The following is a 14,821-nucleotide window of genomic DNA, read 5'->3' as shown; positions in this document are numbered from 1 at the left end:
CGTTATCCTGTCTTCGCACCGTTGTGCGCGGTTCATATAAGAGAATACGTTATGAAAAGAGCCGTTAATGCCCTACAGAATTTCGGTAAATCGCTTTATGGTCCGGTACTTATCCTGCCAATTGTGGGTCTGTTTATCGCATTTGGCAATGTGTTCGGTAACGGGAATCTGGCCGACTACGTGCCTTTTCTCGGCCACCCGATTATTCAGAACCTCGGACAGCTGATCGCTAAGTCTGCCGTCTCGGTGCTGGTAAACCTGGCGCTGGTCTTTGCCGTGGGGATCCCGGTGGGACTTGCCGCGCGGGATAAAGGCTACGCCGCGCTGATTGGCCTGGTTACCTTTGTCGTCTTTATCAACGCCATGAACGTCACGCTGCAAATGCAGGGCGAGCTGGCGCCAGCCGATCAAATGAAAGCCGCCGGTCAAAGCATGGTACTTGGCGTGCAGGTGCTGGAGATGGGCGTGTTTGCCGGCATCCTCACCGGGGCGCTGTCGGGCTACCTCTATAACCGTTACTCCGGCGTACAGTTTGCCGGGGCGATGGCGATCTATTCCGGCCACTGTTTTGTGGCGATCATTATGCTGCCGGTATCGATGGTGTTAGGCGTCATCATGAGTGAACTCTGGCCCTTCGCCCAGCACGGTATCAGCACGCTGGCGCTGGCGATCAAAGGCGCAGGTCCCGTTGGCGTAGCGATATACGGCTTTCTTGAGCGCATTCTGGTGCCTACCGGTTTGCATCATCTGGTCTATACCCCGTTCCTCTATACCGAGCTGGGCGGCACGGCAGACGTGTGCGGCCAGACATATCAGGGCGCGCGAAATATTTACTTCGCAGAGATGGCCTGCCCGGAGGTGAAACAGCTGAGCAGTACCGTGGTCTGGGATGCGCGCGGCATCAGCAAAATGTTTGGCCTGCCTGCGGCGGCTCTGGCGATGTACATGACCGCAAAACCAGAGCGTAAAGCGGCGGCGAAAGCCATTCTTATTCCGGCGGCGTTAACCTCCCTGCTGGTGGGCGTCACTGAACCCATCGAGTTCTCTTTCCTGTTCGTCGCCCCGCTGCTGTTTGTGGTGCATGCGGTGCTCACCGGTATCGGCATGATGCTGTTTTATCTGCTGGGTGTGCACGCTATCGGCGCGAACGGCATCATTGATTTCATTCTCTATAACCTGCCGCTCGGCACCGAAAAATCCAACTGGCCGATGTACATCCTGGTCGGGCTGATCATGTTCTGCCTCTACTTCGTGATTTTCCGCTTCCTGATCCGCCGCTTTGATATGAAAACGCCGGGACGTGAAGAGGACGATCAGGAGACGCGACTGTACAGCAAGCAGGAGTATCAGGCGAAAGGCAATAACAGCGGGCTGGGCGAAGCCATCGTGCTGGGGCTGGGCGGTCGCGACAATATCGACGTGGTCGACAACTGCTACACCCGTCTGCGGGTGACGGTAAAAGATGTCGACATCATTGATGAGCCACGCCTGAAAGCAACCGGCGCGAAAGGCATCATCAAACAAGGTAATAACGTTCAGGTGGTCTACGGGCTGCATGTCAAAAAAATGCGAGAAGCCGTTGAGACGTTTCTCTAAAGGAGCCAAACATGTTTAAACCTCCCTTTATTTTAGCTATCGCCGGTGGCGGCAGTACCTATACCCCTGGCATCGTGAAAAGCCTGATGGTGCGCCTGGAAGATTTTCCGCTGGCGGAGATCCGCGTTTATGACATTGACGCCGCGCGCCAGAACACTATCGCGCCAGTGGTGGAAAAAGTGATCCGTGACCACAGTCAGAGCATTAAATTTACCGTTACCAGCGATCCGGAAGTGGCGTTCAGCGGTGCGCACTTTGTCTTCGCCCAGATGCGCGTCGGGCAGTACAAAATGCGCGAGCAGGATGAAAAAATCCCTCTGCGTCACGGCGTGGTCGGTCAGGAAACCTGTGGCCCAGGCGGACTGGCCTACGGCCTGCGTACCATTCTGCCGATGGTGGAATTGATTGATCTCGCCGAGCGCTATGCTCACAAAGAGGCGTGGATCGTCAACTACTCCAACCCGGCCGCTATCGTGGCCGAAGGGGTACGCCGTCTGCGTCCTCATGCGCGGGTACTGAATATCTGTGATATGCCCGTCGCCGCCATGCGTAATATGGGCGCCATTCTCGGCGTTGATCGCCATAAGCTGGAGGTCGACTATTTTGGTCTGAACCACTTTGGCTGGTTTACTCGCGTGCTGGTGGATGGCGAAGATCGCCTGCCGGAACTGCGTCGTCATATCGCGAAATTTGGCCTGCTGACGGAAGATGCGGCGCAAACCGATCCGCAGCACTCGGATCCGTCGTGGGTGAAAACCTGGCGCAATATCCAGCCGATTATGGAGCACTTTCCGGAGTACCTGCCGAACCCGTATTTGCAGTATTACCTGATGCCGAACCAGATCGTTGAACATCAGGATCCGAACATCACCCGCGCCAATGAAGTGATGAACGGGCGCGAGAAAAAACTGTTTGCCGCCGCTGAAGAGTACCAGCGTACCGGTATTCTCCCCGATGCCTTTCATGTCGGCGTGCACGGGGCCTTTATCGTCGATGTGGCCTGCTCGCTGGCCTTCGACCTGCGTCAGCGCCATCTGGTGATTGTGGAAAACAAAGGCGCGATCGCCAATCTGCCGTATGACGCCATGGTGGAGGTGCCCGCGTATATCACCTCGCAGGGGCCGGAGCCGGTGCGCATGGGTGCTGTGCCGTTATTCCACCAGACGCTCCTGATGCAGCAGCTGGCATCAGAGCAGTTACTGGTGGAGGCCACCATTGAGGGCAGCTACGAGAAAGCGCTACAGGCCTTTACCCTAAACCGTACCGTGCCGACCATGCAGCATGCGAAAGCCATTCTGGATGACATGATCGCGGCGAATGAGGGTTACTGGCCGGCGCTAAAAAAAGCCTGGCGTGACGGGGAATCTGTGTAATTTTCTGAAGCTTGCTCGCGACTTAGCGATGGTTAACTTGTCGGTGTGGGAAAAAACACCGACAATCCGTTAATACATACCCTAAATAATTCGAGTTGCAGGAAGGCGGCAACTGAGCGAATCCCCAGGCGCTTACACAAGTAAGTGACTGGGGTGAACGAAGGCAGCCAACGCACATGCAACTTGAAGTATGACGGGTAAAGACGCTGACGGAGATAACCATGACCACCTCATATTTTGTCGCAGCCGACTGGCTCATCGAACACAGTGATGATCCTGAGATCCAGATTATTGACGCCCGTATGGCCCCTGCCGGACAGGAGCATCTGCGGGATATGAACGCTGAATACCGCGCCGGGCATCTGCCGGGCGCGGTTTTTTTTGATATTGAAGCCCTTTCCGATCACACCACTCCCCTGCCGCACATGCTGCCGCGTGCCGAAGCCTTTGCGGTAGCAATGCGCGAGCTGGGCGTCGATGGCCAGAAACATATGGTGGTATACGATGAGGGCAATCTGTTCTCCGCGCCGCGCGCCTGGTGGATGCTGAAAGCCTTTGGCGTGGAAACTGTCTCGATTCTGGCAGGCGGGCTGGCAGGCTGGCAACGCGCCGGGCTGCCGCTACAGGAGGGAGATGTCACGCTGCCGGAAAGTGATTTCGAGGCGACCTTCGATGCCGATCGGGTAAAACGTCTTACCGATGTGCTGCTGGTTAGCCATGAACGCACCGCGCAGCTGGTGGATGCCCGTCCGGCGGCGCGCTTTAATGCCGAAGCCGACGAGCCGCGTCCCGGTCTGCGTCGCGGCCATATTCCCGGTGCGCTTAACGTGCCCTGGCCGGATCTGGTGGTGGAAGGCGAGCTGAAAACCACCGATGAGTTAAAAGAAATTTTTGAACGTCAGGGTGTGGACATCACCAGACCGATCATCGCCAGCTGCGGCTCCGGCGTGACGGCGGCGGTGGTGATCCTGGCACTGGCCACGCTTGGCGCTAACGATGTCAAATTGTATGACGGCTCATGGAGTGAATGGGGGGCGCGGGATGATTTGCCCGTTGAGCCTGTCTAAGCAAGGATAACCCCGGATATGGATAACCGACTGGCGCCCCTGCTGACGCACAGCAAATCACTGACGCGGGCGGAGTACCGTGTACTGGCCCATCTGACGGCGCATCCGTTGCAGGTGGGCAAAATGACCGTGCGCGATCTGGCGCAGGCGACCTATGTTTCCACCGCCACCATTATGCGTTTATGCCAGAAGCTGGGGTTTAGCGGCTACAGCGAGCTGATCTGGCATTGCAAGCAGTTGCTCTCCGACACACCGCATATCGCTGCTGAAGCCGGGCTTAGCCCGGATTTGCCTTTGCTGTTCAACCAGTTTATCAACAACTATCAGCAAACCTTTCGCTGGGTGACGGAAGAGAAGCGCCGCCAGTTTGCGGCGCTGCTGCGGGAAAAAGAGAGCTTTTTCCTCTACGGGGCCGGGTTTTCCTATCTGTTCGCCGAATACCTGACCAAAAAATTGCAGGTGCTGGGCAAGACGGCATTTATTTCCGGGCCGGGTGACAGCCGCAATATTTTTCTCAGCAATGCGGCGCGCTATGAGGTGTTTATTGCTGTGTCGCGCAGCGGCGAAACGGAGCAAGTGGTGGATAAAGCCGCCATCGCCGCGAACGTTGGCATGACGGTAGTCGCGTTTACCCGCGCCTCGGCGAATACGCTGGCAGGGATGGCGGATCTGCACTTTCCGCTGTACGACGAAGCGGTGCACTTCGACGCCGAAGCCGCAGGCGTGACGTCATTTGAGTCAAATCTGGTGTTATTGATGGATTTGCTGTTGCTGGAGGCGACCGGGTGATCCTGTGCCGGATGGCGGCGTAACCGCCTTATCCGGCCTACAAAGACCGGGTGATACTTACTGTGCCGGATGGCAACGCAAGCGCCCTATCCTGCCTACAAAGACCGGGTAAGAGTGTGCCGGATAGCAGCGCAAGCGCCCCATCCGGCCTGTGGGGGATCAAATGATACGGTTTTGTTTGAAGTCGCGCAGGAAGCTGCCCCAGCGCTTTTCATAAAACGGCGTGATATGCGCCATCATAAAGTGGCTGATGCCCTTATCGCCTTCCACTACCTGACAGATGTCGATAGGTTCATCCCCAGGCAGGGTGTCGGTGGCGACGCTGCCCGTGGTCTGGATCACCGTCTCGACGTCGCCTTCCGCTTCAATGCCAATCAGCAAATTCGCCGGTGCGTCAGCCCCTTCCTTGATGGAGCACAGCCAGGCCCGCTTCACCGTCTTCAGGGTTTTAAACAGCGTGGTCAGCGAGTCGATCATCTGCGCGGGCGGTTCTGCCACCTCTGACAGCAGCAGCGAGGTGCCGCCCTCCAGCACTTCCTGCTGACTGAGCGGGTTCTCTTCCCCGCCCACCAGATGACTGATTTCCCGCGGCGTGAACTCTTTCCCGGTCGGCAGTTTAGCGTTCAGGAACAGCGTTTCGCCAAGCGTCATCTCGAACAGAGTGCGCACCGGCAGCACCACGAAGGCCTGCTCGTCGCTCACTGCCTGCTGTAATGCCTCCAGTGAGGTAAAGAACGGGATCACCGAGGTGCCGTCATCTTTTTCCCAGTGCTGAAGCTCCAGCGCGGAGTCTGCAACAACGGCCTCTCCTTCGGCTGCCGTACCTGGCACCCAGACGGTCGCCGCCATCAGCGCCCGGAAAAACGCCGGGCGGTGTGCAGGTTCCGTGGCCGCCTGCTCAAGCAGGGTTTCCAGTTCGTTTTTCGTTTCCGACATGCTTATTCCGCCGTCAACAGGTTGGCGATCGCACGCACGCCCAAACCGGTTGCACCTGCAGACCACTGCTCAACCGCCGCTTTACGATAGGTTGCGGAGCAGTCGATGTGCAGCCAGCCCTGTTTGTAGTTTTCCACAAAGTGGGACAGGAAACCTGCCGCGGTGCTGGCCCCGGCAGGGAAAGCAGCGCTGGCGGTGTTGTTAAGTTCCGCGAAGTTCGACGGCAGCTGGCTACGATGAATTTCTGCCAGCGGCAGACGCCAGAAGGGTTCGTTTTCCGCCGCGGCACTCGCCAGCAGACGGTTGGCCAGCTGGTCGTCAAAGCTCAACAGCGCGTGATAATCGTTGCCCAGTGCGGTTTTCGCCGCGCCGGTCAGCGTGGCGGCGTCGATGATCATCTGCGGTTTTTGCTTATCAGCGTTGATTAAGCCGTCCGCCAGCACCAGGCGGCCTTCCGCATCGGTGTTCATGATCTCAACGGTTTTGCCGTTACGGTAACGGATAATATCGCCCAGCTTGAAGGCGTTGCCGCTGATCAGGTTGTCGGCGCAGCAGAGATAGAGTTTTACACGCTTGTTCAGCCCACGGGTGATGGCAAACGCCAGGGCGCCGGTGATGGTGGCCGCACCGCCCATGTCGGACTTCATGGAGTCCATAAAGGCGCTTTGCTTGATGCTGTAACCGCCGGAGTCAAAGGTCACGCCTTTGCCGACGAGGCAGGCGAACACCGGCGCGTCTTTGTCGCCGGTTGGGTTGTAGTCCAGCGCCAGCAGTACCGGCGTGCGCTCAGAACCGCGACCCACGGTATAGATCCCCATGTAATCCTGCTCGCGCAGATCTTCGCCTTTGGTGATGCGATAGCTGACCTTGTCACCGGCGACGTCGCTCAGCAGATCGACCGCACGCTCGGCCAGTTGCTCCGGGCCTAACTCTTCTGCCGGGGCGTTAATGGTGTCGCGCACCCAGTCGATAATTTTACGGCGGCTGTCCAGCTCTTTCTGTTCCGCTTCCGGCAGGCTGGCCCACTCAACTTTACGGCTGCCTTTTGGCCCTTTATACCCCTGCCAGAAGGCCCAGCTGCAATCCACGTCCCAGCCTTCGCCCGCCAGCGCGACGTGTTTAATGCCCAGGCCGTCGATTTTCCGCGCGGCACGCTGGATCAAACCTAAATCGTCTTTGCCGTTAAGGTGCAACGTAATGCCTTCAGCATCGATGCTGTAGGTCGCTTTTTCGCCCCAGCGCGCATCGGCAGGCGCGGTGGATAACGTGATGTTCATGGCTTCAGTTGTCATTTTTTTATCCTTGCTGGCCTGTATGTTAAAAGGGCCGCCCGCAGGCAGCCCGTTTTCCACTAAATGTTTCGCGTTGCAGGAAGGCGGCAAGCAAGAGAATCCCCTGGAACATAGATAACTATGTGACAGGGGTGAGCGAGCGAAGGCAACGCACCGGCAACGTGAAACATGACGTGGAAATTATTCTGCTTCATCTAACCAGACTAGCAGAATCGCTTCCAGAATTTTTTCATTGGATGCGTTTGGGTCGTCATCAAAGTCTTCCAGTTCACAGATCCACTGATGCAGGTCAGTGAAGCGAACGGTTTTCGGATCCAGATCCGGGCGGCTGTCGTACAGCGCCTCGCCGATTTCGCGGCTGTCGGTCCACTTGAGGCCCATATTAATGCTCCCGTGCGTGGTTGATGGTGTAGCGCGGCATCTCGACCACCAGATCTTCATCGGCAACGCGAGCCTGACAGCTTAAACGGCTTTCCGGCTCCAGCCCCCAGGCTTTGTCCAGCATATCGTCTTCGTCTTCGGTGCTTTCGGTCAGCGAGTCAAAACCTTCACGCACCACGCAGTGGCAGGTGGTGCAGGCGCAGGATTTTTCGCAGGCGTGTTCAATCTCAATACCGTTGCGCAGTGCAACGTCGAGAATGGTTTCACCGGTTTTCGCTTCCAGAACTGCGCCATCCGGACAGAGGTCCTGATGAGGCAGAAAAACAATCTTAGGCATGTTAAACCTCGTCTACGGAATGGCCTTTCAGCGCGCTACGGACCGACTGGTCCATGCGGCGAGCGGCAAATTCCTGGGTTTGTTTGTCTGTATTTTTAATGGCTTGTTCTATTGCGTCGGTGTCATCGCCTTCCGCCATCGCGCGAAGATGCGCGGCAGCCTCGTCAATGGCCTGACGCTCTGCGGCGCTTAACAGCGCGGCATCGGCAGCCAGCGCGCTTTGCAGGCTTTCCAGCACGCGCGCCGCCTCCACTTTTTGCTCCGCCAGCATACGCGCTTTCACGTCATGCTCGGCAAAGCTCATGGAATCCTGGATCATGGTGGCGATTTCGCTGTCCGTCAGCCCGTAGGACGGTTTCACCTGGATGGACGCTTCAACGCCGGTGGATTTCTCCATGGCGGTGACGGAAAGCAGACCGTCGGCATCCACCTGGAAAGTGACGCGAATATGCGCCCCGCCCGCTGGCATCGCCGGCAGACCGCGCAGCGCAAAGCGGGCCAGCGAACGGCAATCCTGCACCAGCTCGCGCTCGCCCTGCATCACGTGGATCGACATGGCGGTTTGCCCGTCTTTAAAGGTGGTGAATTCCTGCGCGCGTGCCACCGGAATGGTGGTGTTACGCGGGATCACTTTCTCTACCAGTCCGCCCATGGTTTCAAGGCCGAGGGAGAGTGGGATGACGTCGAGCAGCAGCATTTCGCTGTCCGGCTTGTTGCCCACCAGAATATCGGCCTGAATAGCCGCGCCAATGGCGACCACGCGATCGGGATCGATCGACGTCAGCGGCGTGCGGCCAAAGAAGTCACCGACGCGCTCGCGCACCAGCGGTACGCGGGTCGAACCGCCCACCATCACCACTTCCAGCACCTCACTGGCCTCGACGCCCGCATCTTTCAGCGCGCGACGACAGGAGAGTAGCGTGCGTTTTACCAGCGGCGCAATCAGCGCATCAAACTGCTCGCGGGTCACGGTACCCTGCCAGCCCGCCACCTTAACCTCAACGCTATCGGCATCGCTTAAGGCGATTTTCGCCGCGATGGCCGCGTCCAGCAGTTCGCGCTGCTGATGGTTGTCGCTGCGATCGCTCAGGCCCGCCCGTTCACGGATGTGATCCGCGAGCAGGTGGTCGAAATCATCGCCGCCCAGCGCGGAGTCGCCGCCGGTGGCCAGCACTTCAAACACGCCACGGCTCAGGCGCAGCACGGAAATATCGAAGGTGCCGCCGCCCAGATCGTAGACCGCGATCACCCCTTCGGTGCCGGAATCCAGACCGTAAGCAATGGCCGCCGCGGTCGGCTCGTTGAGCAGGCGCAGCACATGCAGCCCGGCAAGACGCGCCGCGTCTTTAGTGCCCTGGCGCTGTGCATCGTCAAAATAGGCGGGAACGGTGATCACCACGCCGTCGAGTTCGCCCGCCAGTGCGTCTTTGGCACGAGCGGCCAGCGCGGTAAGAATGTCGGCAGACACACGCACTGGATTTAGCAAGCCAGCCGGGGTGGCGATCATCGGCAGACCGTTTTCACTGGCCTGCAACTGCCACGGCAGATGCGGGTAGCGGGCCTGAATATCCGCCAGCGAGCGGCCCATCAGACGTTTGACCGAGCTGATGGTATTTACCGGATCGCGCGCGGCGTTGTCACGGGCGTCGTAACCCACCGAGTGGCTGTTCTGCTGATAATGCACGACCGAGGGCAAAAGGTGTCGCCCTTCGCTGTCGGTCAGCGTTTCTGCCTGGCCGCTACGCACGGTAGCCACCAGCGAATTGGTGGTGCCTAAGTCAATGCCTGCCGCCAGCCGACGCTGATGCGGTGCAGCACTCATGCCAGGCTCACTAATTTGTAATAAGGCCATGTTAGCTTCCGAAATTAGAAATCTTGCAGCTTTTCTTCGAGTTGTTCTGTCGTGCTGCGTAGTTTATCGAGAAAACGTAATTTGCGCACAGCATCGGCAGCCGCGTCCCAGGACGCCTTGTCTAACTGTTCGATCATCTGCTGCTGACGGGCGTTGTACATCGCGGCAATACGGGTCTGGAAGGCGTCGAGCCGGTCGAGATCTTTTGCCTGCTCGATCTCATCCAGTTCTTCGCGCAGCTCCAGCTGTTCCATCAGGAACGCCGTATCGCGTACGGTATGCTGCTCGGAGGATAAATCAAAACCCTGCAGCGAGAGCAAATATTCAGCGCGCGTTAAAGGGTTGCGCAGCGTTTGCCATGCCTGGTTGATCGTGGCGGAGTGTTGTACCGCGGCAAGCTGTTCGGCTGGGGTGCCGCTGGCAAACCGGTCAGGATGATACTGACGTTGCAGATCCTGAAAACGAGCTGTCATGGCCTGGGTATCGAGGTGATAACCGGCGGGCAACCCAAAGAGGGTAAAGTAGTCCATAACCATTCCGGGGTTGATCAGTTAAAGCAAACCCCACACACAGCGGGCTGAGGTGGGGTTTGTTGGTTCAGGCACGATTACACGTTGAAGCTTTCGCCGCAACCACACTCATCTTTAACGTTAGGGTTAGTGAATTTAAACCCTTCATTGAGGCCTTCTTTGACGAAGTCCAGCTGAGTGCCGTCGAGGAATTGCAGGCTTTTGCCGTCGACCACGACTTTCACGCCCTTGTCTTCGAAAACGGTATCTTCCGCCGCCGGTTCGTCAACAAACTCCAGTACGTACGCCATGCCAGAACAACCAGAAGTTCTGACACCCAGACGCAGACCAAACCCTTTTCCACGGTTGGCCAAAAAGGAATTTACGCGCGCGGCAGCACTGTCGCTAAGGGTAATCGACATACAAACCTCAACTATTTAGCTTCACGTTTGCTTTTGTAATCCGCAATCGCGGCTTTAATCGCATCTTCTGCCAGGATTGAGCAGTGGATCTTCACTGGCGGCAGTTCAAGCTCGTCAGCAATATCGGTATTTTTGATCGCCTGCGCTTCGTCCAGTGATTTACCTTTCACCCATTCGGTGACCAGCGAGCTGGAGGCGATAGCAGAGCCACAGCCGTAGGTTTTAAAACGCGCATCTTCGATGATGCCGTCATTGTTCACTTTGATTTGCAGTTTCATAACGTCGCCACAGGCCGGTGCACCCACCATGCCGCTGCCAACGCTGTCATCACTGTTGTCGAAAGAGCCAACGTTACGCGGGTTTTCGTAGTGATCGATTACTTTTTCGCTATAAGCCATTTTCTATTCTCCTGATGCCGAAACCGATTAATGATGTGACCATTCGATGGTGGTGAGATCCACGCCCTGCTTGAACATTTCCCACAGCGGAGAAAGGTCACGCAGACGGCCAATGGACTTACGCACCAGGGCGATGGTGTAGTCGATCTCTTCTTCAGTCGTAAAACGACCCAGCGAGAAACGGATTGAACTGTGTGCCAGCTCGTCAGTCATGCCCAGCGCGCGCAGCACGTAGGATGGCTCAAGGCTTGCAGACGTACAGGCGGAACCCGAGGACACGGCGAGGTCTTTCAGCGCCATGATCAGCGATTCGCCTTCAACGTAGTTAAAGCTGACGTTGAGGATGTTCGGTGCGCCCTGCTCCAGATCGCCGTTCAGATAAACTTCTTCCATATCTTTCACGCCTTCCCACAGACGGTTACGCAGGACGCGCAGACGCGCCATCTCGGTTTCCATCTCTTCTTTGGCGATACGATAGGCTTCACCCATGCCGACAATCTGATGCACCGGCAGCGTACCGGAACGCATACCGCGCTCGTGACCGCCGCCGTGGATCTGGGATTCGATACGGATACGCGGCTTACGACGCACGTACAGCGCGCCAATGCCTTTCGGACCGTAGATTTTGTGCGCTGAGAAGGACATCAGGTCAACTTTCAGCTGGCTCAGAACAACCGGGATTTTACCCACGCTCTGGGTCGCATCCACGTGGAAGATGATGCCACGCGAACGGCACAGTTCGCCGATGGTCGCAATATCCTGCACCACACCGATTTCGTTGTTCACGTGCATGATGGACACGAGGATAGTGTCAGGACGCATCGCCGCTTCGAGTTCTTTCAGGTCGATGATGCCGTTGCGTTGCGGGGCGAGATAAGTCACTTCAAACCCTTCACGCTCCAGCTGACGACAGGTGTCGAGAACCGCTTTGTGTTCGGTTTTGCTGGTGATGATGTGCTTGCCTTTTTTCTGATAGAAGTTAGCAGCACCTTTGATCGCCAGGTTATCGGATTCTGTGGCGCCCGAGGTGAAGACGATCTCACGCGGGTCTGCGCCAACCAGTTCAGCGATCTGGTTACGGGCAATATCAACAGCTTCTTCCGCCTGCCAGCCGAAACGGTGGGAGCGGGAGGCCGGGTTACCAAAGGTCCCGTCCATTGTCAGAAACTGCATCATTTTCTCGGCAACACGCGGGTCCACCGGCGTGGTTGCGGAGTAGTCGAGATAAATTGGTAATTTCATTGCTTTTAAGCTCCGTACATCACTCTAATGCAAGGAATCAGGCAATCGGCTGGATGTACGACCGAAGGGGCGAAACGCATGTCCCGGCCTGATTCAGAAATTCTCTATTTTTATGTTGTGATTACCCTAAATCATTCGCGTTGCAGAGGCGTTAGCGGCATCTGCAACCCGAAGGATGACGGGTAATTTACGCGCGCAGTTTAACGTCGATTGCGTCCTGCATGCGGGTGTTGCGTTGTGAATCCTGGCTGTGCTGACGATCGGCGACGTCCATCACTTCCTGGTTATTCACCAGTTCGCCCAGCGTAATATTGTTTAAAAAGCCGGTCAGACGGTCGCTCAGATCGCGCCACAGCGCGTGGGTCAGGCACTTATCGCCGCCCTGGCAGCCGCCTTTACCCTGACAACGGGTCGCGTCTACGGATTCGTCAACGGCGCTGATCACTTCGCCGACGGCAATGCTGTTGGCATCTTTGCCTAACAGGTAGCCGCCACCTGGACCGCGTACGCTGGCCACAAGGCCATTTTTGCGCAGGCGGGAGAACAGTTGTTCCAGGTAAGAAAGGGAAATACCCTGACGTTCAGAAATATCTGCCAACGGCACCGGGCCAGCTTCGGAGTTGAGTGCAACGTCCAGCATTGCGGTAACGGCATAACGGCCTTTAGATGTTAATCTCATGTCTTACTTAACCTCAAACGCGCCCCTGCCCGGGGTTGTTATTAAAATATGTAGTGTTGCATAGCAGGCGCAAGTCTGACATTCCCGACTAAAATGGTCAACTATTTACTTGACTGTTTTAGTCAAGTATTTAACCTTCTGTGCCGTATGGACTTCAGGTCATTTCATCACGCTGGATGCCGGGTGGCGGTGCCGCGCCTTACCCGGCCTGGAACTTTATTTCTCTTTATTCTTCAGCTCAATAATCGACGCCAGCATCCCGCGCAGAATATTCAGTTCCTGAGTTTCAGGCCGCGCACGGGTAAACAGTCGACGCAGTTTGTTCATCACTTGTCCCGGATGGTTCTCGCGGATAAAGCCCGTGGTCAGCAGCGTCTGTTCCAGATGACCATAAAAACGCTCGAGATCGTCCACCAGCGGATACGGGGTTTCTTCTTCCGGCTGCGCGTCGTCGCTTTCCTGGGTAGCCAGCCACGCCATGCGGACTTCATAAGCGATAACCTGCACCGCCATCGCCAGGTTCAGCGAGCTGTATTCCGGGTTCGCCGCGATCGCCACATGATAATGACACTTCTGTAATTCTTCGTTGGTCAGGCCGACGCGTTCACGGCCAAACACCAGCGCGACCGGCGCGTGCTGCCCTTCGCTGACGCTTTTCAGACCGCATTCACGCGGATCCAGCATCGGCCACGGCAGCGTACGCGAACGGGCGCTGGTGCCCACCACCAGGCTACAGCCGGCCAGCGCTTCATCGAGCGTGTCGACAATATTGGCATTGCCGATCACATCGCTGGCCCCTGCCGCCAGCGCAATGGCCTGGGAGTCAGGTTTCACCAGCGGATTCACCAGCCAGAGATTGGTCAGGCCCATGGTTTTCATGGCGCGGGCGACCGAACCCATGTTGCCGGTATGAGAGGTTTCAACCAGTACGATACGAATATTTTCCAGCATAATTTTTCTACGGCTAAAGATTATTCACGCATATTATCATAAACCGAAGACATATACCGAACTCGCTGCTATACTCTGCGCCGTTTTCCCCCGTTCTTTAAAATCCAGTGAGAGAAACCGATGCATCCGATGCTGAACATCGCCGTGCGCGCAGCGCGCAAGGCGGGTAATTTAATTGCCAAACACTACGAAACTCCTGACTCTGTCGAAGCGAGCCAGAAAGGCAGCAATGATTTTGTGACTAACGTTGATAAAGCTGCTGAAGCAGTGATTATTGAAACCATTCGCAAATCTTACCCGCAGCACACCATCATCACCGAAGAAAGCGGTGAGCATGTTGGCGAAGATCAGGATGTACAATGGGTTATCGATCCACTGGATGGCACCACCAACTTTATCAAACGTCTGCCGCACTTCGCGGTATCTATCGCAGTACGCATTAAAGGCCGTACTGAAGTCGCTGTGGTTTACGATCCGATGCGTAACGAACTGTTCACCTCCTCACGGGGTCAGGGCGCACAGCTGAACGGCTACCGTCTGCGCGGCAGCACCGCTCGCGACCTGGATGGCACGATTCTGGCGACCGGTTTCCCGTTCAAAGCCAAACAGCATTCCAAATCCTATATCAATGTGATCGGCAAACTGTTCACTGAGTGCGCTGACTTCCGTCGTACCGGCTCTGCTGCGCTGGATCTGGCCTATGTTGCCGCCGGTCGCGTGGATGGTTTCTTTGAGATTGGCCTGAAGCCGTGGGATTTCGCCGCGGGCGAACTGCTGGTGCGTGAAGCTGGCGGCCTGGTGTGTGATTTCACCGGCAACCATAACTATATGCATACCGGCAACATCGTTGCAGGTAACCCGCGCGTGGTGAAAGCCATGCTGGCGAACATGCGTGACGAACTGAGCGATGCGCTGAAGCGTTAATTCGCAGGGTTGTGCCCGGTGGCGCTTCGCTTACCGGGCCTACGGAACCGTCTGGTTTTGCCCGGTGGCGCTT

At 56.8% G+C, this 14,821-nt stretch carries 16 protein-coding genes; 5 read left to right on the top strand and 11 right to left on the bottom strand.

Going from position 1 to position 14,821, the window contains the following annotated elements; all coding sequences use genetic code 11:
* Window positions 1-51 precede the first annotated feature (51 nt).
* The 4 genes from KW828_RS10560 (at window position 52) to KW828_RS10545 (ending at window position 4,825) form a co-directional block, all read left to right on the top strand.
* Window positions 52-1,596 (top strand): PTS transporter subunit EIIC, encoded by a 1,545-nt coding sequence (locus KW828_RS10560; protein WP_218336316.1) that lies wholly within the window; start codon window positions 52-54, stop codon window positions 1,594-1,596.
* 11 nt (window positions 1,597-1,607) lie between these two features.
* Window positions 1,608-2,969 (top strand): 6-phospho-alpha-glucosidase, encoded by a 1,362-nt coding sequence (locus KW828_RS10555; RefSeq protein ID WP_218336315.1) that lies wholly within the window; start codon window positions 1,608-1,610, stop codon window positions 2,967-2,969.
* A gap of 221 nt (window positions 2,970-3,190) precedes the next feature.
* The gene (gene sseA, locus KW828_RS10550) at window positions 3,191-4,036 is read left to right on the top strand and encodes a 3-mercaptopyruvate sulfurtransferase (protein ID WP_218336314.1); all 846 of its coding nucleotides are present in this window, start codon (window positions 3,191-3,193) and stop codon (window positions 4,034-4,036) included.
* Between the two features lie 18 nt (window positions 4,037-4,054).
* The gene (locus KW828_RS10545) at window positions 4,055-4,825 is read left to right on the top strand and encodes a MurR/RpiR family transcriptional regulator (protein ID WP_218336313.1); all 771 of its coding nucleotides are present in this window, start codon (window positions 4,055-4,057) and stop codon (window positions 4,823-4,825) included.
* A gap of 159 nt (window positions 4,826-4,984) precedes the next feature.
* Here KW828_RS10545 and sseB read toward each other — a convergent pair whose 3' ends face one another.
* From sseB to trmJ, 11 genes are all read right to left on the bottom strand, one after another.
* A complete protein-coding gene (sseB, locus tag KW828_RS10540; RefSeq protein WP_218336312.1) occupies window positions 4,985-5,761 on the bottom strand; it encodes an enhanced serine sensitivity protein SseB in 777 nt (258 codons plus the stop codon).
* A gap of 2 nt (window positions 5,762-5,763) precedes the next feature.
* Entirely contained in the window at window positions 5,764-7,053 is a 1,290-nt protein-coding gene (gene pepB / locus KW828_RS10535) for an aminopeptidase PepB (RefSeq protein ID WP_218336311.1), read from the bottom strand.
* A gap of 180 nt (window positions 7,054-7,233) precedes the next feature.
* Entirely contained in the window at window positions 7,234-7,434 is a 201-nt protein-coding gene (gene iscX / locus KW828_RS10530; RefSeq protein WP_088219418.1) for a Fe-S cluster assembly protein IscX, read from the bottom strand.
* A gap of 1 nt (window position 7,435) precedes the next feature.
* On the bottom strand, window positions 7,436-7,771 hold the full coding sequence (gene fdx, locus KW828_RS10525; RefSeq protein ID WP_088219419.1) for an ISC system 2Fe-2S type ferredoxin: 336 nt from the start codon (window positions 7,769-7,771) through the stop codon (window positions 7,436-7,438).
* A 1-nt stretch (window position 7,772) separates the two neighbouring features.
* Window positions 7,773-9,623: a Fe-S protein assembly chaperone HscA gene (hscA, locus tag KW828_RS10520; protein ID WP_218336310.1), complete on the bottom strand. Its 1,851-nt coding sequence runs from the start codon at window positions 9,621-9,623 to the stop codon at window positions 7,773-7,775.
* A gap of 14 nt (window positions 9,624-9,637) precedes the next feature.
* A complete protein-coding gene (hscB, locus tag KW828_RS10515; protein WP_218336309.1) occupies window positions 9,638-10,153 on the bottom strand; it encodes a co-chaperone HscB in 516 nt (171 codons plus the stop codon).
* Between the two features lie 77 nt (window positions 10,154-10,230).
* Window positions 10,231-10,554, bottom strand: a complete 324-nt coding sequence (iscA, locus tag KW828_RS10510) for an iron-sulfur cluster assembly protein IscA (RefSeq protein WP_072569349.1) — start codon at window positions 10,552-10,554, stop codon at window positions 10,231-10,233.
* Between the two features lie 11 nt (window positions 10,555-10,565).
* Entirely contained in the window at window positions 10,566-10,952 is a 387-nt protein-coding gene (iscU, locus tag KW828_RS10505) for a Fe-S cluster assembly scaffold IscU (protein ID WP_064327000.1), read from the bottom strand.
* 27 nt (window positions 10,953-10,979) lie between these two features.
* Complete coding sequence (locus KW828_RS10500) at window positions 10,980-12,194, bottom strand: IscS subfamily cysteine desulfurase (protein ID WP_218336308.1); 1,215 nt, start codon at window positions 12,192-12,194, stop codon at window positions 10,980-10,982.
* A gap of 187 nt (window positions 12,195-12,381) precedes the next feature.
* Window positions 12,382-12,873, bottom strand: coding sequence for a Fe-S cluster assembly transcriptional regulator IscR (gene iscR / locus KW828_RS10495; protein WP_218336307.1), 492 nt, complete (start codon window positions 12,871-12,873; stop codon window positions 12,382-12,384).
* A gap of 216 nt (window positions 12,874-13,089) precedes the next feature.
* On the bottom strand, window positions 13,090-13,824 hold the full coding sequence (gene trmJ / locus KW828_RS10490) for a tRNA (cytosine(32)/uridine(32)-2'-O)-methyltransferase TrmJ (protein ID WP_218336306.1): 735 nt from the start codon (window positions 13,822-13,824) through the stop codon (window positions 13,090-13,092).
* Between the two features lie 120 nt (window positions 13,825-13,944).
* On the opposite strand from trmJ, the gene suhB reads away from it, so the two are divergent.
* On the top strand, window positions 13,945-14,748 hold the full coding sequence (suhB, locus tag KW828_RS10485; protein WP_088219425.1) for an inositol-1-monophosphatase: 804 nt from the start codon (window positions 13,945-13,947) through the stop codon (window positions 14,746-14,748).
* Window positions 14,749-14,821: the final 73 nt, after the last annotated feature.

The sequence above is a fragment of the Enterobacter sp. ENT03 genome, from assembly GCF_019218745.1.
Classification (GTDB): Bacteria; Pseudomonadota; Gammaproteobacteria; order Enterobacterales; family Enterobacteriaceae; genus Enterobacter_D.
This window is presented reverse-complemented; position numbering and strand designations above follow the sequence as displayed.